This is a genomic window from Streptomyces sp. NPDC032198 (genome assembly GCF_040636975.1).
GTDB lineage: Bacteria > Actinomycetota > Actinomycetes > Streptomycetales > Streptomycetaceae > Streptomyces.
The window spans coordinates 82,793-103,036 of sequence record NZ_JBEZVL010000016.1; the positions used below are offsets into that span (position 1 = coordinate 82,793).

General features: G+C 70.7%; 19 protein-coding genes. 11 read left to right on the top strand and 8 right to left on the bottom strand.

Annotated elements, in window-relative coordinates:
• Nucleotides 1–14 precede the first annotated feature (14 nt).
• Nucleotides 15–1,229, bottom strand: a complete 1,215-nt coding sequence (locus tag AB0E78_RS34965) for an MFS transporter (RefSeq protein WP_361841459.1) — start codon at nt 1,227–1,229, stop codon at nt 15–17.
• A gap of 81 nt (nt 1,230–1,310) precedes the next feature.
• On the opposite strand from AB0E78_RS34965, the gene AB0E78_RS34970 reads away from it, so the two are divergent.
• The 3 genes from AB0E78_RS34970 to AB0E78_RS34980 all read left to right on the top strand — a co-directional run bounded on the left by AB0E78_RS34970 (nt 1,311) and on the right by AB0E78_RS34980 (nt 4,670).
• On the top strand, nt 1,311–2,192 hold the full coding sequence (locus tag AB0E78_RS34970; protein ID WP_361841462.1) for a LysR family transcriptional regulator: 882 nt from the start codon (nt 1,311–1,313) through the stop codon (nt 2,190–2,192).
• Nucleotides 2,193–2,316: 124 nt separating this feature from the next.
• The gene (locus AB0E78_RS34975; protein ID WP_361841465.1) at nt 2,317–2,871 is read left to right on the top strand and encodes a PadR family transcriptional regulator; all 555 of its coding nucleotides are present in this window, start codon (nt 2,317–2,319) and stop codon (nt 2,869–2,871) included.
• Between the two features lie 77 nt (nt 2,872–2,948).
• Complete coding sequence (locus AB0E78_RS34980) at nt 2,949–4,670, top strand: acyl-CoA dehydrogenase family protein (RefSeq protein ID WP_361841468.1); 1,722 nt, start codon at nt 2,949–2,951, stop codon at nt 4,668–4,670.
• 48 nt (nt 4,671–4,718) lie between these two features.
• Here the strand turns inward: AB0E78_RS34980 and AB0E78_RS34985 are convergent, their stop codons facing one another.
• The 3 genes from AB0E78_RS34985 to AB0E78_RS34995 all read right to left on the bottom strand — a co-directional run bounded on the left by AB0E78_RS34985 (nt 4,719) and on the right by AB0E78_RS34995 (nt 5,952).
• Entirely contained in the window at nt 4,719–5,150 is a 432-nt protein-coding gene (locus tag AB0E78_RS34985; RefSeq protein ID WP_361841470.1) for a VOC family protein, read from the bottom strand.
• 78 nt (nt 5,151–5,228) lie between these two features.
• On the bottom strand, nt 5,229–5,642 hold the full coding sequence (locus tag AB0E78_RS34990) for a Fur family transcriptional regulator (RefSeq protein ID WP_361841473.1): 414 nt from the start codon (nt 5,640–5,642) through the stop codon (nt 5,229–5,231).
• 142 nt (nt 5,643–5,784) lie between these two features.
• Nucleotides 5,785–5,952, bottom strand: coding sequence for a hypothetical protein (locus tag AB0E78_RS34995; RefSeq protein WP_361841476.1), 168 nt, complete (start codon nt 5,950–5,952; stop codon nt 5,785–5,787).
• Nucleotides 5,953–6,027: 75 nt separating this feature from the next.
• Here AB0E78_RS34995 and katG point away from each other — a divergent pair, with 75 nt between their 5' ends.
• Nucleotides 6,028–8,247 (top strand): catalase/peroxidase HPI, encoded by a 2,220-nt coding sequence (gene katG, locus AB0E78_RS35000; protein WP_361841479.1) that lies wholly within the window; start codon nt 6,028–6,030, stop codon nt 8,245–8,247.
• A 53-nt stretch (nt 8,248–8,300) separates the two neighbouring features.
• On the opposite strand, the gene AB0E78_RS35005 is transcribed toward katG, so the two are convergent.
• On the bottom strand, nt 8,301–9,644 hold the full coding sequence (locus AB0E78_RS35005; RefSeq protein WP_361841482.1) for a Gfo/Idh/MocA family oxidoreductase: 1,344 nt from the start codon (nt 9,642–9,644) through the stop codon (nt 8,301–8,303).
• Nucleotides 9,645–9,869: 225 nt separating this feature from the next.
• Here AB0E78_RS35005 and AB0E78_RS35010 point away from each other — a divergent pair, with 225 nt between their 5' ends.
• The 7 genes from AB0E78_RS35010 to AB0E78_RS35040 are packed head-to-tail and all read left to right on the top strand — an operon-like array spanning nt 9,870 to nt 16,421.
• On the top strand, nt 9,870–10,988 hold the full coding sequence (locus AB0E78_RS35010; RefSeq protein ID WP_361841485.1) for a Gfo/Idh/MocA family oxidoreductase: 1,119 nt from the start codon (nt 9,870–9,872) through the stop codon (nt 10,986–10,988).
• A complete protein-coding gene (locus AB0E78_RS35015) occupies nt 10,985–11,908 on the top strand; it encodes a PmoA family protein (RefSeq protein ID WP_361841488.1) in 924 nt (307 codons plus the stop codon). Before AB0E78_RS35010 ends, AB0E78_RS35015 begins: the two co-directional genes overlap by 4 nt.
• Nucleotides 11,902–12,648: a cupin gene (locus AB0E78_RS35020; protein WP_361841491.1), complete on the top strand. Its 747-nt coding sequence runs from the start codon at nt 11,902–11,904 to the stop codon at nt 12,646–12,648. Before AB0E78_RS35015 ends, AB0E78_RS35020 begins: the two co-directional genes overlap by 7 nt.
• A 56-nt stretch (nt 12,649–12,704) precedes the next feature.
• Entirely contained in the window at nt 12,705–13,988 is a 1,284-nt protein-coding gene (locus AB0E78_RS35025) for an ABC transporter substrate-binding protein (RefSeq protein WP_361841493.1), read from the top strand.
• On the top strand, nt 13,985–14,944 hold the full coding sequence (locus tag AB0E78_RS35030; RefSeq protein WP_361841496.1) for a sugar ABC transporter permease: 960 nt from the start codon (nt 13,985–13,987) through the stop codon (nt 14,942–14,944). The genes AB0E78_RS35025 and AB0E78_RS35030 overlap by 4 nt, the downstream gene beginning before the upstream one ends.
• Nucleotides 14,941–15,807, top strand: coding sequence for a carbohydrate ABC transporter permease (locus AB0E78_RS35035; RefSeq protein ID WP_361841499.1), 867 nt, complete (start codon nt 14,941–14,943; stop codon nt 15,805–15,807). Before AB0E78_RS35030 ends, AB0E78_RS35035 begins: the two co-directional genes overlap by 4 nt.
• Entirely contained in the window at nt 15,804–16,421 is a 618-nt protein-coding gene (locus tag AB0E78_RS35040) for a hypothetical protein (RefSeq protein ID WP_361841502.1), read from the top strand. The genes AB0E78_RS35035 and AB0E78_RS35040 overlap by 4 nt, the downstream gene beginning before the upstream one ends.
• A 43-nt stretch (nt 16,422–16,464) precedes the next feature.
• Here the strand turns inward: AB0E78_RS35040 and AB0E78_RS35045 are convergent, their stop codons facing one another.
• The 3 genes from AB0E78_RS35045 to AB0E78_RS35055 form a co-directional block, all read right to left on the bottom strand.
• Entirely contained in the window at nt 16,465–16,596 is a 132-nt protein-coding gene (locus tag AB0E78_RS35045; RefSeq protein ID WP_361841505.1) for a hypothetical protein, read from the bottom strand.
• Nucleotides 16,597–16,609: 13 nt separating this feature from the next.
• Nucleotides 16,610–17,386, bottom strand: a complete 777-nt coding sequence (locus AB0E78_RS35050; RefSeq protein ID WP_361841507.1) for a class I SAM-dependent methyltransferase — start codon at nt 17,384–17,386, stop codon at nt 16,610–16,612.
• A 76-nt stretch (nt 17,387–17,462) separates the two neighbouring features.
• Nucleotides 17,463–20,159, bottom strand: a complete 2,697-nt coding sequence (locus tag AB0E78_RS35055; RefSeq protein ID WP_361841510.1) for a discoidin domain-containing protein — start codon at nt 20,157–20,159, stop codon at nt 17,463–17,465.
• Between the last annotated feature and the right edge of the window lie 85 nt (nt 20,160–20,244).

Genomic DNA, 20,244 nt, shown 5'->3' on the forward strand with positions numbered 1-20,244 from the left:
GGTGGATCAGCGGGTCAGGTGGAGGGGCGGGTGTGGTCCCAGGCCCATGCGGCGACGGCTCCGGCGGCAAGCGCGGCGCCCAGGGCGCAGGTGCCGGGCCAGCCGGCGGCCGCCCAGACGACGGAGGCGAGCGCGGAGCCGAGGGCTCCGCCGAGGAAGAGACTTGTCGCGAACGCCGAGTTGATGCGGTTCCGGGCCTCGGCGTTGAGCGCGAACAGGATGGTCTGGCTGCTGTTGAGCACCGCCTGCTGGCCGATGTTCAGGGCGACGACACCGACCGCGAGCCAGACCAGGGAACGCTCTCCCGCCAGCAGGATCAGCCAGCCGGTGAGCAGCAGGGCGGTCGCGCCGCCGGTCACCAGCTGGACATGGCCGCTGTCGCTGAGGCGTGCCGCGAGCGTCATCGACAGGATTCCCACGGCGCCGACCAGACCGAACCCGCCGATCGCGGGAGCGGACCAGTGGAAGGGTGCCCCGGCCAACAGGAAGGTGAGCGCGGTGAGCTGGACACTGTAGGAAGCGAAGGAAAGGGCGCCCAGCAGGGCCCGGCGGCGCAGCACGCTCTCCTCGCGCAGCAAGGACAGCGTGGAGCGAAGAAGCGCCGGGTAGCGCAGGTCGGCGGTGACCGCGAGGTACGGCAGACGGCGGTGGAGGACGACGGCCGCGCCCGTCATGAGGGCGGCGAGCACCCAGTACGCGGTGCGCCAGCCGCCCAGTTCGGACAGGCCGCCCGCGGCGGTGCGGGCCAGCAGCCCGCCGAGCAGGACGCCCGACATGACGGTGGCGACGGCACGGCCCCGGGTCGCGGCGGTGGCGAGCGCGGCGGCGTGGGCGACGACGACCTGGGCGCCGACCGAGGTGAGGGCCGCGAGGACGGTGCCCGCGAGGAGGACCGGGCCGCTGGGGGCGAGGGCCGAGACGCCGAGGAAGCCGGCGGTGGCCAGGAACAGGGTCACCGCGAGGCGGCGCCGGTCGATGACGTCGCCGAGCGGGACGAGCAGCAGAAGACCGAGCGCGTACCCCGCCTGCGATGCGGTGACCACGAGTCCCGCGAGGACGCTGCCCAGGCGGAGGTCGTGGGAGATGAGGTCGAGCAGCGGCTGGGCGATGTAGTTGCCCGCGGCGGACAGGCCGGTGGCGACGGCCATGAGGAGCAGCAGGCCGCGACGCGGGCCGCCAAGCTCCTCCGGATCCGCGGCGCCGGAGTGGTGAAGTCCCGTCTGTGTCATGGCAGTCAGCCTGCGGCCGACCCTATTGATGAGTCCAACACATCCTTGTCATGCGAACGATCGCGCTGCACGATGGATGGCATGGAGTTGCAGCAGCTGCGCTATGTCGTCGCCGTCGCCGAGACGGGCGGGTTCACCCGGGCCGCCGAGCGGTGTCTGGTGGTGCAGTCCGCGCTCAGCCATCAGATCGGGAAGCTGGAGAAGGAGCTCGGGGCGCGCTTGTTCGAGCGGACGAGCCGACGGGTGGCGCTCACGGCGGCGGGCGAGGCGTTCCTGCCCGCCGCGCGGCAGGCGTTGGAGGCGTCGGAGCGGGCGCGGGCCGAGGTGGCGGCGGCGACCGGGGAGATCCGGGGGCGCCTGGCCATCGGGGCGATCTCGACGGTGACGGCGGTCGACGTGCCGGGCCTGATGCGGGCCTACCACGCCACGTATCCGCAGGTCACGATGCGGCTCATCGACGGCATGAGCGAGGCCCTGGTGCGTGGGGTGCGCGAGGGGTCCCTCGATCTGGCGTTCCTGGGGGTGCCGCCCTCCTTCCGTACGGACGATCCGGCGCTGGACAGTCGCACGCTCGTGGTCGACCGCCATGTGGCGGTGGTCGCCCCCGACCATCCGCTGGCGGCCGAGGCGACCGGCGAACCGCTGCCACTGGAGCGGTTCGCGGACGAGGTGTTCGTGGACTTCCCCGCGGGCATCGCGGCGCGGGCGCAGACCGACGAGGCGTTCCAGGCCGCGGGGCTGCGGCGCGACGTGGCGTTCGAGGCCAAGGGGCTCGACTTCTTCGCCGACCTGGTGCGCGGCGGCCTCGGCATCGCGCTGCTGCCCTCGCGCCTCGTGCCGCGGCTTCCCCGGCTGACGGTGGTGCCGGTCAAGGGCGGGCCGGTCCGCGAGGAGCGGCTGGTGTGGAGCCGGACGCGGAACTCACCGGCGGCGGCCGCGTTCCTGGAGTCGATGCCGGACTGACCGGCAGTCGGACCGATCGGCAGCCGGACCGATCGGCAGTAGGACAGTGAAAGCGGTGGTGAGCCGTGTCTCACCAGGGCGGCGCCACTTGTTTATGCAACGAGTTGCATAGCAGGATCGGGGCATGGCGCTAGAGCACGCGATCCTCGTCTCGCTCCTTGAGAAGCCGGGCTCGGGCTACGAGCTCGCCCGGCGGTTCGAGCGGTCCATCGGCTACTTCTGGACCGCCACCCACCAGCAGATCTACCGCGTTCTCAAGCGCATGGAGAGCGACGGCCTGATCGACGTCCGCGAGGTGCCGCAGCAGGCACGGCCGGACAAGAAGGAGTACTCCGTCGCCGCCCTCGGGCGGTCCGCGCTCTCCCGGTGGCTGCACGAACCGATCGAGCCCGAGAGCGTGCGACACGAGCTCGCCGTGAAGATCCGCGGCGCCGCCTTCGACGATCCGGCCGCACTGATCCGCGAGGTCGAGCGGCACCGCCAGGCGCACACCGACCGGCTCGCCCGCTATCTCGCGGGCGAGTCGCGTGACTTCACCGGACCCGACGCGCCCACGCCCGACGCCGGACAGGAACTCCAGCACGTCGTGCTGCGCGGCGGCATCGCGTACGAACGGATGACGCTCGCCTGGCTCGACGACGTGCTCGCCACCCTCCACCGGCTCGCCCCCAAGGGCTGAGCCGGACCGGCGCCGTATCCCGCACCACCATTCCGTCCCACCACCCCTCACCTCCCGAACCGGAAAGGCGAACACCCATGGCCGACCCGCTGCTGTTCAACCCGCGCACCTACGACCCGACGCACTTCGACCCCGAGACCAGCAGGCTGCTGCGCGCGACCGTCGACTGGTTCGAGGCCCGCGGCAAGCGCCGGCTGATCGAGGACTACCGCGACCGCGCCTGGCTGGCGGACTTTCTGGAGTTCTCCGCCAAGGAGGGGCTGTTCGCGACCTTCCTCACCCCGGCGTCCGCCGCCGACGGCAAGCAGGACGCGCGCTGGGACACCGCCCGGATCGCCGCCCTCAACGAGATCTTCGGCTTCTACGGACTCGACTACTGGTACGCGTGGCAGGTCACCATCCTCGGCCTCGGCCCGGTCTGGCAGAGCGAGAACCCCGCCGCCCGTCAACGCGCGGCCGAACTCCTCGCCCAGGGCGAGGTGTTCGCCTTCGGCCTGTCCGAGAAGACCCACGGCGCCGACATCTACAGCACCGACATGCTTCTCGAGCCGGACGGCGACGGCGGCTTCCGGGCGACCGGCTCCAAGTACTACATCGGCAATGGCAATGCCGCAGGTCTCGTCTCCGTCTTCGGCCGCCGCACCGACATCGAGGGCCCCGACGGCTACGTCTTCTTCGCCGCCGACAGCCGCCACGAGGCGTACCGCCTGGTCAAGAACGTCGTCGACTCCTCCAAGTACGTCAGCGAGTTCCGCCTCGAGAACTACCCGGTCGGCCCCGACGACATCCTGCACACCGGCCGTGCCGCCTTCGACGCCGCCCTCAACACCGTCAACGTCGGCAAGTTCAACCTCTGCACCGCCTCGATCGGCATCTGCGAGCACGCGATGTACGAGGCCGTCACCCACGCCACGGGACGCATCCTCTACGGCCGCCCCGTCACCGCCTTCCCGCACGTGCGCCGCGAGCTGACCGACGCGTACGTCCGCCTCGTCGGGATGAAGCTGTTCAGCGACCGCGCCGTCGACTACTTCCGCTCCGCGGGCCCCGACGACCGCCGCTACCTCCTCTTCAACCCCATGACGAAGATGAAGGTGACCACGGAGGGCGAGAAGGTCATCGACCTGATGTGGGACGTCATCGCGGCCAAGGGCTTCGAGAAGGACAACTACTTCGCGCAGGCGGCCGTCGAGATCCGAGGCCTGCCCAAGCTGGAGGGCACGGTCCACGTCAACCTCGCGCTGATCCTCAAGTTCATGGGCAACCACCTCCTGAACCCGGCCGGGTACGAGCCCGTGCCGACCCGCCTGGACGCGGCCGACGACGACTTCCTCTTCCGGCAGGGCCCCGCCCGTGGCCTGGGCGCCATCCGCTTCCACGACTGGCGCACCGCCTACGACGCGTACGCCGACGTGCCCAACGTCGCCCGCTTCCGCGAGCAGGCCGACGCCCTCTGCGCGTTCGTCACCACGGCCGCCCCCGACGAGGAGCAGAGCCGCGACCTCGACCTCCTCCTCGCCGTCGGCCAGCTCTTCGCGCTGGTCGTGCACGGCCAGCTCATCCTGGAACAGGCGCGCCTGACCGGCCTCGACGCGGACGTCCTCGACGAGCTGTTCGCCGTCCTCGTACGCGACTTCTCCGCGCACGCCGTCGAACTGCACGGCAAGGACTCCGCCACCGAGGAGCAGCAGAGCTGGGCCCTTGGCGCGGTACGCCGACCGGTCGTCGACGACGCGCGCTCGGCACGGGTGTGGGAGCGGGTCGAGGCGCTGGCCGGAGAGTACGAGATGGCGCCGTAACCACCGGGCCGGCAGTTCCGTCACCTCAGGGGTGACGGAGCTGCCGGGTCAGGCGGCGAAGATCTGGGAGTCGTCGGCGAACGCCTTGAACTCCAGGGCGTTGCCCGCCGGGTCGAGGAGGAACATCGTCCACTGCTCGCCCTTCTCGCCCTCGAAGCGGACGTACGGCTCGATGACGAAGTCGATACCTGCCGTACGGAGCCGGTCGGCGAGCTTCCGGAACTCCGGGACCGGCAGGATCAGGCCGAAGTGCGGGACCGGGACCTCGTGGCCGTCGACGGGGTTGTGAATGTGCGGGGCCCGCTTCGGGGAGAGGTGGGTGACGAACTGGTGGCCGTGCAGGTTCCAGTCCACCCAGGTGTCCGCGCTGCGGCCCTCGTCCAGGCCGAGCACCTTGCCGTAGAAGAGACGGGCCGCGGCGAGGTCGTCGACGGGCACGGCCAAGTGGAACCGGGGGAGGGGCGAGTCGGGAGCGGTCATGGCGCTGCCTCCTGTGGCGTGGCCCGAGCGGACCTCAGGAATCGGGGTCTCCCGTGGGGTGCGGAGCGGAGCGCTGTCTCACGCGCGAGCGCAGTCCGGGCACACCCCTCGGTACGTCACCTCGGCCTCGGACACGGTGAATCCGAAACGCTCGGAGGCCGGCAGTGCGTCCAGCGGGTCGCCGCCGGGATGCACGTCACGTATGGCGCCGCAGCCCGAGCACACCAAATGCTGGTGGGGCTGGTGGGCGTTCGGGTCGTACCGCTTCGCGCGGCCGGTGGACACCTCGATCACCTCGCCGAGGGAGACCAGCTCACCGAGGGTGTTGTAGACCGTGGCACGGGAGATCTCCGGCAGCCGGTCGGTGGCGCGCGCGAGCACCTCGTCCGCGGTCAGATGGACGTGTTCACCGTCGAGTACCTCGGCGACCACCCGGCGCTGAGCGGTCATTCGCCACCCACGTCCGCGGAGCCGCCCCAGAAGATCGCTCATGCGTACCAGCCTAACTGTGCTTCGTCTGACGACTGAATTCGTACGGACCCGTCTGTCGTATTGACTTGGACTTGGTCCATCGTAGGATCAGTTCCGGCCGACGGCCAAGGGACAGGGCAACAGCAGGGAACAGCACGTGACTTCAGGAGACGGGTCCGTTCGCCCCGGCATCCGGTACCCCGTTCGCGGAGAACCAGTCCGGCGAGCAGGTGGGCGTCCGCTGCCCGGACGTCCTCCGCTCGGACGTCCGCTGCCCGGAACCGATCCAGGGCCCCGCCTCGCCGAAGAAGCCCGCAAGAAGCCTGCTCACCTCGACCGCGAGCGCACCGTTCGCGGGCGCACCGGCCCTTGAGCACCGTGATCCGCCCCGTCCGGAAGGATTCCCATGACTGAGAACCATGACGCGATCGTCACCGACCCCAAGCCGGAAGAGACCGGCGGCTGCCCGGTCGTGCACGGTCGCGCGCCGCACCCGACCCAGGGCGGCGGAAACCGCCAGTGGTGGCCGGAGCGGCTCAATCTGAAGATCCTCGCCAAGAACCCCGCCGTGGCGAACCCGCTGGGCGAGGAGTTCGACTACGCCGAGGCGTTCAACTCCCTCGACCTGCCGACCGTGAAGCGGGACATCGCCGAGGTCCTCACCACGTCGCAGGACTGGTGGCCGGCCGACTTCGGCAACTACGGCCCGCTGATGATCCGCATGGCCTGGCACAGCGCGGGCACCTACCGGATCAGCGACGGCCGCGGCGGTGCCGGTGCCGGCCAGCAGCGCTTCGCGCCCCTCAACAGCTGGCCCGACAACGCGAGCCTCGACAAGGCCCGCCGTCTGCTGTGGCCGGTCAAGAAGAAGTACGGCAAGAACCTCTCGTGGGCCGACCTGCTCGTGCTCACCGGCAACGTGGCCCTGGAGTCGATGGGCCTCAAGACCTTCGGCTTCGGCGGCGGCCGCGCGGACGTCTGGGAGCCCGACGAGGACGTCTACTGGGGCCCCGAGACCGACTGGCTCGGCGACGAGCGCTACACCGGTGACCGGGAGCTGGAGAACCCCCTCGGCGCGGTCCAGATGGGCCTCATCTACGTCAACCCCGAGGGCCCCAACGGCACCCCGGACCCGATCGCCGCGGCCCGCGACATCCGCGAGACGTTCCGCCGCATGGCGATGAACGACGAGGAGACCGTCGCCCTGATCGCGGGCGGCCACACCTTCGGCAAGACCCACGGCGCGGGCCCGGCGGACAACGTCGGCGACGACCCCGAGGCCGCCCCGATGGAGCAGCTCGGCCTGGGCTGGAAGAGCACGTACAACACGGGTGTCGGCAAGGACGCCATCACGTCCGGCCTCGAGGTCACCTGGACCGAGACGCCGACCCAGTGGAGCAACAACTTCTTCAAGAACCTCTTCGAGTACGACTACGAGCTCGGCAAGAGCCCGGCAGGCGCCCACCAGTGGGTGGCGAAGGACGCTCCCGAGATCATCCCCGACGCCTTCGACTCGTCGAAGAAGCACCGCCCGACGATGCTGACCACGGACCTGTCGCTGCGCTTCGACCCGATCTACGAGCCGATCTCCCGGCGCTTCTACGAGAACCCGGAGGAGTTCGCCGACGCCTTCGCCCGCGCCTGGTACAAGCTGACGCACCGTGACATGGGCCCGGTCGTCCGCTACCTCGGCCCGGAGGTCCCCTCCGAGGAACTGCTGTGGCAGGACCCGCTGCCGCAGCGCACGGGTGAGGTCATCGACGCCGCGGACATCGCAGGGCTCAAGGAGCGGATCCTCGGCTCCGACCTGACCATTTCGCAGCTCGTCTCCGCCGCCTGGGCCTCGGCCTCCTCCTTCCGCGGCAGCGACAAGCGCGGCGGCGCCAACGGCGCCCGCATCCGCCTGGAGCCGCAGCGCAGCTGGGAGGTCAACAACCCGGACCAGCTCGCTCAGGTGCTGCGCACACTGGAGGGCATCCAGGAGTCCTTCAACTCCGCGGGCGGCAAGCAGGTCTCACTGGCCGACCTGATCGTGCTCGCGGGCACCGCGGCCGTCGAGCAGGCCGCCAAGGACGCGGGCTTCCCCGTCGAGGTCGCGTTCGCGCCGGGCCGCGTGGACGCCTCGCAGGAGCAGACCGACGTGGAGTCGTTCGCCGCGATCGAGCCCGCAGCCGACGGGTTCCGCAACTACGTCGGCAAGGGCAACCGCCTGCCGGCGGAGAACCTGCTGCTCGACAAGGCGAACCTGCTGACCCTGAGCGCCCCGGAGACGACGGTCCTCGTCGGTGGTCTGCGCGTCCTGGGCGCCAACCACCAGGGTTCCAAACACGGTGTCTTCACCACCGCGCCCGGGACGCTGACCAACGACTTCTTCGTCAACCTGCTCGACCTGGGCACGCAGTGGAAGTCGACGTCCGAGGCGCAGGACACGTTCGAGGGGAGCGACGCCGCCTCGGGCGAGGTCAAGTGGAGCGGTACCCGCGCCGACCTCGTCTTCGGCTCGAACTCCGAGCTGCGCGCGGTGGCCGAGGTCTACGCGAGCGATGACGCCAAGGAGAAGTTCGTCAAGGACTTCGCCGCGGCGTGGACCAAGGTCATGAACCTCGACCGGTTCGACCTGGTCTGAGTTCTCTGATCGCGACGTCAGGGCCGGCCCTCTCGGGTCGGCCCTGACGTTTCTCAGATCTCCAGGAGGCCCTGGGCATCGACCGGCAGCCCCGTGACGAAGGAGCGGTTCGCGGCGAGGCCCGTGACCAGCGAGCGGGCTCCGTCTCCGGCGTCCGCCGCACGGCCCAGGGGGTCCCCGTCGCCGGAGGCCCGTTCGCCGAAGAGGTCGGCCAGCATGCGCACGTCCCCGCCGCCGTGGCCGCCCTCACCCATGGCCACCTTCACTTCCCGGGGCTCCTCCCAGAAGCGGCGCAGCAGGAGCTGGGTGCGGCCGGCCTCGTCCCCGGCCGCCGCGCCGTGCAGGACGGGGCTCGCACCCTCGGTCGGTACGTCGGGGCGCGTCCAGGTGGATTCCTCCACGAGGAGTTCGACGCGTCCCTCGCTGCCGTTGAAGGCGATCCGATAGCCCTCCCACGGCGCGTACGCGGTGAGGTGGTAGGTGAGGGTCGCGCCGGAGGAGTAGCGCACGAGGACCGCCATGTCGTCCTCGATGCTCACGCCGGGCCCGAACACGTTCTGGTCGCGGTGATAGCCGTCCTCCGCCTCCGCGGCCAGGTACAGCGCGCTGAGCACGGGCGAGTCGGCCAGGCGGAGGGCGAAGGGGTCGCTCGCGGCGGCGGGGGAGCCGTGGGCGCGGGTGTAATCACGGGCCAGGCCGCGCCGGGTGCCCGCCTGGTCGCCGTAGAAGAAGAGCCCGCCCTGTGCGTAGACGGTCTCGGGCCGTGCGCCGAGCCACCAGTTGACGAGGTCGAAGTGGTGGGTGGCCTTGTGCACCATCAGACCGCCGGAGTTCGCCTTGTCGCGGTGCCAGCGGCGGAAGTAGTCCGCGCCGTGCCGCAGGTCGAGCAGCCACTCGAAGTGCACCGAGCCGACATCGCCGATCGCGCCGTCCGCAAGCAGCTCGCGCACGGCCGAATGCACCGGGTTGTAGCGGTAGTTGAAGGCGACCCGGACGTCACGGCCCGTGCGGCGCCGGGCGTCGAGGATGCGGCGGGCGCGCTCGGCGGTCGTCGTCATCGGCTTCTCGGTGACCACGTCGCAGCCCGCTTCGAGGGCCCGCACGGTGTAGTGGTCGTGGAGGTGGTCGACCGTGCAGACCACGACGAGGTCGACGCGCTCACGGCGCAGCATCTCCTCGAAGTCGTCCGCGGAGTACGCCGGTACGGGCGGGCGGCCGGGGTGGGCGGTCGCGATCCAGTCGTTGTGGACGGCCATGCGGTGCGCGTTGACATCGCAGAAGCCGGCCAGGTCGATGCGGTCCGCGTAGGGGCCGGCGAGCGCCTCGGTGAAGAGCTGGGCGCGGGCGCCGAGTCCCACCACGGCACAGCGGCGACGGCGCGCGGCATCGATGGGCATGCGTGACTCCGTTCGGGGAGCGGGAGTGTGCGGTCTCTCCGGATGGGGGCGTCGTGGGGAGGCGGTGAACGTGCGGCAATGGTTGTGGGCGATACCGGACCGGGCGGGGGCGTCCACATATTGAGTCGTTTCAGTTTTCGCCTCCGAGGTCTTGTCCTGACATTCGTGGGATGCCTAGGGTCGGCAGCGGTGCAAGCGCTTTCTAAGCTCGTTCGAGGAGACCGTATGTCCTCCACCCCCACGCGTCCACGGGCCGCCGTCGTCGGCACCGGCTCCATCGTGACCGGCAGTCATCTGCCCGCCCTGCGGGCCCACTCCGACCGGATCGAGCTGAGAGCCGCCGTCGACGTCGACCCGCCCAGGCTCGCCGCCTTCCGCGCGGAGGCCGCGGCGACGGGCATGGACGTCGAGGGCTACACGGACTTCGACGCGATGCTCGACGAGGTCCGCCCGGACCTGGTCCTGATCGGCACACCGCCCTCGCTGCACCGGTCGCAGACCGTGGCCGCGCTGAAGGCGGGCGCGTGGGTGCTGTGCGAGAAGCCGCTGTGTCTCTCGCTCGCCGAGTACGACGAGATCGCCGCCGCCGAGGAGACATCGGGAACGTACGCCTCGGTGGTCTTCCAGCACCGCTACGGCTCGGGCGCCGTCCACGCCCGTGAGCTGATCGCCGGCGGCGAGCTCGGCGCGCCCCGGGTCGCGCACTGCCAGACCACCTGGCACCGCGACAGCGCCTACTACGCGGTGCCGTGGCGGGGCAGGTGGGAGAGCGAGGGCGGCGGCCCCACGATGGGCCACGGCATCCACCAGTTCGACCTGCTCCTGCATCTGCTCGGCGACTGGACCGAGGTGCGCGCCATGGCGGCCCGCCTGGTCCACGCGACCGAGAGCGAGGACGTCTCGACCGCCCTGGTGCGCTTCGGGAACGGCGCGCTCGCCACGGTCGTCAACAGCGTCCTGTCCCCGGACGAGGTCAGCCGCATCCGCGTCGACTGCGCCGACGCGACGGTCGAACTCACCCATCTCTACGGCCACTCCAACGGCGACTGGGTCTACACCCCGGCCCCGCACGTCGACAGCGGGCGCGTGGACGCCTGGCGCACCCACGCCGCCGACGTGCCCAGCTCGCACGCCGCCCAGCTCGGCGTCCTGCTCGACGCGTACGAGCGGGGCGTACGGCCGCCGGGTAGCGGCTCCGACGCCCGCCGCACCCTCGAATTCGCCGCCGCGCTCTACAAGTCGGCGTTCACCGGACAGCCGGTCCTCGCGGGCGAGATCGCCGCGGGCGACCCGTACTACCAGGCCATGCACGGCAGCCACCCCGACTGGAGCCCCCAGCGATGACGATTCAGGTCACCCACACCCACGGCGAGCGGATCACGGTCAGTGCGGGCGGTGTCGAGCTGCTCAGCTACGTCTACGCCCCGGACCCGGACCCCTTCGAGGCCCGCAAGCCGTACATCCACCCCCTGCGCACCCTGGCCGGACACCAGGTCTCGGGATACCGCCCGAACGACCACCGCTGGCACAAGGGCCTCCAGATGACCGCGAGCCATCTGTCGGGGCAGAACTTCTGGGGCGGCAACTCCTATGTCCACGGCGAGGGTTATCTGCGCCTGCCGGAGCGGGTCGGATCCATGCGCCACGACGGCTTTCCCTCCCTCGCCGTCGACGACGACCGTCTCCACCTCACCGAAGAGCTCACCTGGATCGCGCACGGCGGCCAGGAATGGGCCAGGGAGGAGCGCGACATCACCGTCCACTCGGTCGACGAGGACGCCGGGTCCTGGGTCCTCGACTGGTCGATCCGCCTGACCAACGTCCGCGAAGAACCCCTGCGCTTCGGCTCACCGACCACGGCGGGCCGCGACATGGCCGGATACACGGGCCTGCAGTGGCGCGGCCCGCGCGACTTCACCGGCGGCGCCGCCTTCGGCCCCGACGACGAGAAGGACGCCGCCGGTCTCATGGGCACCCAGGGGCCCTGGCTCGCCTTCACCGCCGAGCACGACGACGTCGACGCGCACTCCACGCTCGTCTTCGCGCACGCCCCCGAGAACCTCGACGGGACGAGCGCGATCAACGAATCGCACTGGTTCGTGCGCTCCGAACCCATCCCGACCGTCGCCTTCTCCTGGGCGTTCTTCGACGAGTTCGAGCTGCCGCCCGGCGCCTCCTTCGCCTACCGCTACCGCGTCGTCGTCGCCGACGGCGCCTGGGACCGCGGCCGCGTCGCCACGCATCTGAAGGGACTGACATGGTGAGCCTTCCGCACCCGCTGCCCGGAGCCATCGGCCTCTCCCACCTGAGTGCCTACGAGTGGGAGGCCGCCGACGGCGTCTGCGGCGGCAGCCCCCATCTGCACCTGGTCTGCACCGAGGCGTACGTCGTCACCGGCGGCCGAGGCGCCGTCCAGACCCTCAGCCCCGACGGCTACCGCGAGGTCCCCCTGGAGGCAGGATCGGTCGCGTGGTTCACGCCCGGCACCGTGCACCGGATGGTGCAGGGCGGCGATCTGCGGATCACCGTCCTGATGCAGAACAGCGGACTGCCCGAGGCCGGGGACGCCGTGTTCACCTTCCCGCCCGACGTCCTCGCCGACCCCGAGCGGTACGCCGCCGCGGCGAAGCTCCCCGCCAAGAACGGCCCGGAGGCCGAGGCCGCCGCCCGCAAACGCCGTGACCTGGCCGTCGAGGGATACCTCCCGCTGCGCGACGCGCTCAGGTCCGGGGACAACGGCCCCTACCTCGCATTCCAGCAGGCCGCGGCCCGCCTGGTGCGGGACAAGGTCCCCACCTGGCGTGAGCTGTGGCAGGCCGGGGCGCTGGCCACCGCCGAGCGCACCGGCGCCCAGCTCGACGCGCTCCAGTCCGGCAGCCCCGACTACCTCGCGGGCTCGGGCTCGTACGACAGCACGCCTTCCCGCCTCGGTGGCTACGGGATGTGCGGGCGCCGCGACGAGTACGAACTGCCGGGCACCACGCTCCCGTACCACGGCGAGTAGCCACCCGCGTCACCGCGAACACCATCAAGAAACCAGAGAGGAGAGGTGTCATCGGCATGCCCGGAAACAGGACAACGTGGTCCTGCGCGACGGTCATGGTGCTCACGCTCAGCGTGCTGCTCACCGGCTGTGGCGGCTCGGACGAAGCGAGCGGCGGCGGCAAGACCGTTCTGCGCTACACCTGGTGGGGCAACCCCGACCGGGCGGCCCGTACGAAAGAAGCCGTCGCGCTGTTCGAGAAGGAGCACCCCGGGATCACGGTGCAGACCTCGTTCGCCGGCTACGAGGCGTACAAGCAGAAGCTCGCCACCCAGGCGGCGGGCGGCGACGCCCCGGACGTGATGCAGCTCGACTACCGGCAGATCGACCAGTACGCGTCCGGCGGCATCCTCCTCGACCTCGGCAAGCAGAAGAAGGCCCTGCGCACCGACGAGATCGACCCCGGCCTCCTCGCCACCGGCGTCGTGGACGGCACCCAGTACGCGATCCCCCAGGGCCGCGGCACCGAGACGGTCGTGTACGACGCCGAGCAGTGGAAGGCGGCCGGAGTGAAGCTCCCGCGCAAGGGCTGGACCTGGGACGAATGGGCCGACGCCATGCGGGAGTTGGCGGAGAAGAGCGGGAAGCCGGGCTCCGTCGACCCCGGCCAGAGCGAGGACTGCTTCGAGGTGTGGCTGCGCGGCCAGGGCAAGGCCCTCTACACGAAGGACCGCACGCTCGGCTTCACGGCCGACGACCTGACCCGCTGGTGGACGTTCACCGACAAGCTCCGGCGCGAGGGCGCGGTGTCGTCCGCCCAGCAGACCACGCAGCTCGACGGGACGGTGGAGAACCAGCCGCTGGCCCGCGGCAAGGCGATCTCCGACTTCAACTGGGACGCGCCGTCCAGCGGCTACACACCCATCGTGGGCGAAGGCCTGACGCTGGCCCCGATGCCCTCGGGCGCGGACGGCACACTCGGCCAGTACTTCAAGCCCTCGATGTTCATGGGCGCGGCCGACAGCACCCAACACCCGGCGGAATCCGCCGAGTTCATCGACTTCATGATCAACGACGAGAAGGCGGCGAAGATCCTCGGCGCCTCCCGCGGCATCCCCGTCAACGAGCCGATCCGCGAGGACATCGGCCCCGACCTGAAGGACTTCGACAAGACAGTCGCCGACTACCAGGACTCCGTCGACGGGAAGCTCGAAGCGCCACCACAGGCCCCGCCATCGGGCGACAACGCCCTGCAGACCACCTTCGGCCGTGACTACGACCAGGTGTCGTTCGAGCGGATGACACCCCGCGAGGCCGCGGAGGACTTCATAACCGAGGCGAAGGCGGAGCTGAGGTCATGACCACCACCGACCTACCCGCGAAGACCGCCCGCGCGAAGAGCCCCGCGCCTCCGGGCAAGTCCCGCGGCAGGCGCCAACGGGAGGGCGCCGCCTGGGTGTTCCTCTCGCCCTGGGTGCTGGGCGCCGTCGTCCTGACGCTCCTCCCGATGGCCGTGTCGCTGTATCTGTCCTTCACCGACTACGACCTGTTCAACGCCCCGCGCTGGGTGGGGCCGCGCAACTACGTCCAGATGTTCACCGAGGACCCGCGCTACTGGCGCTCGGTCGGCGCGACCCTGATGTACGTCGTGATCGCCGTGCCGCTGCAACTGGCGCTCGCCCTCGCCGTCGCCCTCGCCCTGAAGTCCATGAGGCGCGGCAAGTCCTTCTACCGTTCCGCCTTCTACGCCCCTTCACTGCTCGGCGCCTCCATGTCGATCGCCCTGGTGTGGCGGGCGGTCTTCAACGACGGCGGCACCGTCGACAACCTCCTGTCGGACATCGGCATCCACACCGGCGGCTGGGTCAACAAGCCCGGCTGGGCGCTCCTCGCCGTGGCCCTGCTGACCGTCTGGCAGTTCGGCGCCCCCATGGTGATCTTCCTCGCGGGTCTCCAGCAGATCCCCACCGAGCTCTACGAGGCCGCCGCGGTGGACGGGGCGAGCCGCAGGCGGCAGTTCGTCTCCATCACCCTGCCGATGCTGTCACCGGTGCTCTTCTTCAACCTGGTGCTCCAGACCATCCAGGCCTTCCAGGTCTTCACGCCCGCCTTCGCGGTCAGCGGCGGCAAGGGCGGCCCCGCCGACTCCACCCTCTTCTACACGCTCTACCTCTACGACCGAGGCTTCGTCGCGTCCCACATGGGCTACGCCTCAGCCATGGCCTGGGTCCTGCTGATCGCCATCGGAGCCGTCACCGCGGTGCTCTTCCGCACCTCGCGCTCCTGGGTCTTCTACGCGAACGAGGGGGAGCGATGACCACCACCGCCACCACCGCGGGCCGGCGGCCCTTTCCCTGGCGCCGCGCTGCCCTGCACGCCGGATGTCTGGCCGCGCTTCTGGTGATGCTCTACCCGCTGGCCTGGCTGGTCGCCACGTCGCTCAAGCCCGCCGACGAGGTGATCGCGAGCCTGAACCTGCTGCCGGGCAAGCTGGAGTGGTCGAACTACTCGACCGCCCTGGACGGCGTGGACGACGTGTCCGTGGGGAGGCTGCTCACCAACTCCCTGCTCATCGCGGGCGGCGCGGTCCTCGGCAACGTACTGAGCTGCTCCCTCGCCGCCTACGCGTTCGCGCGGCTGCGTTTCCGCTTCCGCGGGCCGCTCTTCGCCTTCATGGTCGCGACGATCATGCTGCCGCACCACGCCGTCCTGATCCCGCAGTACATCATCTTCAACCAGCTCGGCATGGTGAACACCTACTGGCCGCTGATCCTGCCGAAGTTCCTCGCCACCGAGGCCTTCTTCGTCTTCCTCATCGTGCAGTTCATGCGCGGACTGCCCCGCGAGCTGGAGGAAGCCGCCAGGATCGACGGCTGCGGCCCGTTCCGGAGCTTCTTCCTGGTCGTCCTGCCGCTCACCAGGCCCGCGCTGATCACCACCGCGATCTTCACCTTCATCTGGACCTGGAACGACTTCTTCACCCAGCTGATCTATCTCTTCTCACCGGAGAAGTTCACCCTGACGCTGGCGCTGCGGTCGTTCGTGGACGCCTCCAGCCAGTCGGCGTTCGGCCCGATGTTCGCGATGTCGGTGATCGCCCTCCTGCCGATCGTGCTGTTCTTCCTCGCTTTTCAGCGGTTCCTGGTCGAGGGCATGGCCAACTCCGGGGTCAAGGGATGAGCGCGCGGGCCCGTGAGACGGGCGAGATATTCGGGCCACGGATGACCCTCTTCGCGGATGTCCTTGCCCTCGGCGTCGTCACGGCGCTCGCCTGTCTGCCGCTGATCACCGCCCCGGCGGCGCTCTCCACCGCCTGCGCCGTCGTGCGCGGCACCGGGGACGACCGGCCCGCCACGGCCGGGCGTTACGTGGCGCTCCTGCGTGAACGGTTCCGCCCCGGTGACCTCGCCGCTGGCGCGGTCGCACTCGCCGGGGTGCTGCTACTCGCGGCGGATCTGGCGCTGGCCGGGGCGGGGCTGCCTGGGGCCCGCGTGTTCGCCGTGACGGCGGCGGCCATCGGAGCGTGCGCCGTGATCGTGGGCCTGCGCGCCTGTGCCCGCCCCGCATCGCTCACCGACTGGCGGGCAGCGGTGCGCGAAGCTGCCGGGGACTCGACGCGGGACATGGGCGGCAGCGCCTTGGTCCTGCTCGCCCTCGCGGCGTCCGCGCTGTGCGCCTGGATGATGCTGCCGCTCGCGTTCCTCGTACCGGGTCCGCTGGCCCTGGCCCTCACCGCCATCGACGTGCGCACCGTACGCGTGCCCCGGGGCGGGGCGGCGGGGCTCCGGACATGACGAAACCCCGCACCTGAGCAGGCGCGGGGGTGGCGGGTGATGGCTAGTGGAGGGGAGGCAGTGCCTTCGCCGCGTTGGTGCCGTCGCCGAAGTTGCTGTCAGTGTCGGCGTGGGCGGGGGTGGCGAGGGCAACGCTGCCGAGAGCGAGTCCGGCGAGCGCGGTGATCTTCTTCATGAGCTGAAAGCGATCAACGGCTCTCGGTGTCACGGCCGGGCGGATCCAGCGGCGCGGCGCTCTGCTCCGGGCGGCGGGCGAGGAAGACGAGTTCCCTGCCGGGACGGTCCGGGGCGTCGCGGATCTCGTCCACCACGTAACCGTGCGCGGTGAGCGAGGCGACCACTTCGTCGCGCTCGCGGAAGCGCAGGGTCGAGTCGGAGGTGAGCGTCTCGCCCGTCGCGGTGAGGACGACGGTGCTGCGGAAGGTCACCAGCGGCAGGCTGACGCCGGTCACCTCCACCCAGGTCTGGACGTCGCCGATGCCGTCGACGGTGACCGTCTTGTGGGTCGCGGCGCGGTTCCACTCCTGCCACGCCCGCCTGGCCGGGTCGCGCGTCTCGAAGACGAGGTGGCCGCCCGGCCGCAGCGCGGCGCGGACGGCGCGCAAGGTGTCCTCCCACACCTCCGGGTCCACGATCGCCTGGGCCACGTTGGCGGTCATGAAGGCGATGTCCACCCGCATCGCGGGGAGCGCCGTCGCGTCGCCGTGGATCCACCGCACGCGCTCGCTGCCGGGCTTGGAGCGTGCGACGTCGAGGGAGGCCGCGGCCGGCTCGACTCCGGTCACCCGCAGCCCGCGGTCGGCCAGGAGCAGGGCGAACGTGCCCGTGCCGCATCCCACGTCCAGCACCTGATGAGCCTTCAGTTCCGCTGCCACGGCGGCGTATACGTCCAAGTCGCCACGGTCCGCGTCGAGCGGGTCGTAGAGCGCCGCCAGCCTGGGATTCTCGTACGCCTCGTCTGCCACGCCCGGCACGCTACAACGGGAGCGGCGGTGGCGGCACTTGGTTTCCGTGCCTCCACCACCGCTCCCGCCGTCCGGACTATCGGTTGACGGTCAACTCCTGGATGCCCGCGGGCTTCTTCGCGTCCTTGGACGTGAACGTCACGCGGACGTAGCGGGCCATGCCGCCGCCCTGCTCGGCGGTCTTCCAGTGCTGCCCGTCGAGCGAGGTCCGCACCGTGCTCTTCGTGGGCTTCACGTCGGTCCAGTGCGGCGTGATCCGCGAGAACCGGGCGGCCTCGCCGAGGTCCGCGGTGAGGGTGGCTCGGTCGGTGTCGGGCACCCAGGCGGTGGCGGCGCTGCCGTCGAGGGCGGCGTCCGCGTACTGGCCGGGCTGTTCCGAACTGGCCTTGGCCGCTTGGCACCTGGCGAGGTTGTCGGTGGGCTCCTGGTCCGGGCGGCGGGTCTTGATGTGCGCGGGCGCGCCCTCGCTGACGACCTGCTTGCCCTGCGGCGTGTCGATCTCGAAGGGCTTGCCGTGGGTGAGACGCACGGTCGTGTCATGGGCGCCGATGGCGATGTCGTACGTACGGCCCTGCCAGTGCAGCCCGTTGAGCCTCACGCCCCGGGACAGCTGCGGCGGCAGCATCGGGTCGAGGTGCACGCTGTTCTCGCGCATCCGCTGTCCGGTCAGGCCGTTGGTGAAGACCTGGAGGAATCCGCCCTGGCCCGTCGTGAAGTTCTGCGCGGGAGAACCCGACAGCGGGTCGGTGGCCCCCGCCTTGTCGCCTCGCGCCTCCGAGAACAGGTCGAACGGGCCGCGTACGAAGGGTCGGATGGAGCGCGTCAGATAGGTGTACGCGGAGCAGCCGGGCTCGCCGATGGCGGCAGCGTCGATGGCGTGCACCGAGTCGGTCATGGCGGGCCCGTCGGGATCGGTGCGGGCAGCGTAGTAGTCAAGGGTGTTCGTGGCGGCCTTCTTCGACATCGGCCACTCCAGCGGGTACATCAGGAGCACGGTGTCCGCCTGCTTGATCACCGAGCCCTTGTAGCCGTCGTACTGCTGGAAGACCTGCTTCTTCTTGTCGTAGGGGATGCGCAGCTTGTCGGCGACGGTGTTCCAGCCCGCCGGGGCATCCTCGCCGAGGAGCTTCGCGGCGTGGGTGGCGGTGCGCAGGGTGGTGGCGGCGCCCGCGTTGGTGAAGACGCCATCGTCGACGCCGTTGCTGTACTCGTCGGGACCGGCGACATCCTTGATGGAGTAGCTGCCGTCGGCGTTGCGCGTGGCGCGGTCGGCCCAGAACTCGGCGATGCCCTTGATCACCGGCCAGCCGCGGGTGCGCAGCCAGTGGGTGTCCTTGGTCGCGAGGTAGTACTGCCAGGCGGCCAGCGCGACGTCGCTCTGGAGGTGGTTCTGGGTGCGGCAGTGCGGCGGGTCCACGCTGTGGCACTCGGACGTGAGGTCACCCTTGCTCGCGCTGGTCCAGGCGTAGAAGAGGCCAGGGTGGCCGAGCTTCTTCGCGTTGGCGCGGGCGCCCGCCCGGGTGCGGTAGCGGTACTCCACCACGGACTTGGCGAGGTCGGGGTGGGCGGCGAGCAGCGCCGGGTACATCCAGGTCTCCGCGTCCCAGAAGACGAGGCCCGCGTAGTTGTCGCTGCTCAGGCCGGTGGGGGAGATGCTGTTGGCCGAGCCGGTGCGGGTGCTGGACAGCAGGCCGTACTGGGAGGAGCGCACCCACGACTGGAGTTCGCCCCGGCCCGGCACCTCGATGTCGCTGCGCCACAGCTTGCGCCAGGCGGCGGTGTGGCCCGCGAACAGCGCGTCCCAGCCGCGCCCGGCCGCCCGCTGCGAGGCGGCGACGGCGTCGCGCCCGGGGGAGCGGGAGGTCAGCGCGGTGTCGACGCCGACGTACTTGGTGAGTTCGTAGGTCCGGCCGGAACGGACGGGCACGCCGACGGACTGATGCGCGCTCAACTCGCGTGCAGGAGCGGAGGTTTGTTCATTTCCTGTACGCACGCCGTGTCCGGCGCGGAGCGTCGACGCGACCGTGCCTTCGGTCTTCGTGCCGTCCGTGCGGAACCCCACGGCCATGGTCCCTCCGGAGCGGGCCCGTGTGCCGGTGGGGGAGACGCGCCGTGCGCCGCGCCCGTCGATGCGGTCGGTGACCTTGGCGTGGCCGTCCCAGTGCGGGGTCATGCGCAGCCGTACGGCGCCGACGTGGGGGTCGGTGCGGTCCGCGAGGACGTCGTAGGCGAGGTCGGTGGCCCGGCCGTCGGCCGCCGTCCACGTCAGCTCGGTCCGCACGAGGCCGCGGCGCAGGTCAAGGCTCTGCCGGTAGTGCGAGATCCGGGCGGCCGGCGTCGCGGAGCTGAATGTCTCGGACGCGGAGCCGCCGGTGGACACCGTGAGCGGGCTCCAGGTGGGGATGGCAGCCGCGACCTGGCGGTTCTCGGTCGTTTCCGTGTTGTGTGCGTAGAGGCCGGAGACGAAGGAACCGTCGTAGCGGCGGCTGAACAGCGGCCATCCGGTCTTGGCCTCGGAGGCGGCGTACCCGGCTCCGTTGGGCGCGACGCGCTGGCCGAGATAGCCGTTGCCGACGAAGGCGTGGTACGTGTCCTTCGCGTCGATACGGGTCGACGTCAGCGTCCATTCGTCGTCGTGGGAAGACGCGGGCGTCGTCGGCTGCTCGGTTCTCAGGGACGCGATGTCGGCCGCCGCGGTGGGGGGAACGGCCGCCGCCAGCACACCCACCAGGAGGGGTGCGACGAACCGGGCCGTGCGGGGGAGGGACCTCATTGTGCTCCGTTGCGGGGTCGCCGGGGAAGGTCAGGCGACCATAAAGATGTGAACGGTCCGCGTCAATGAATCGCGCGATGTGTTG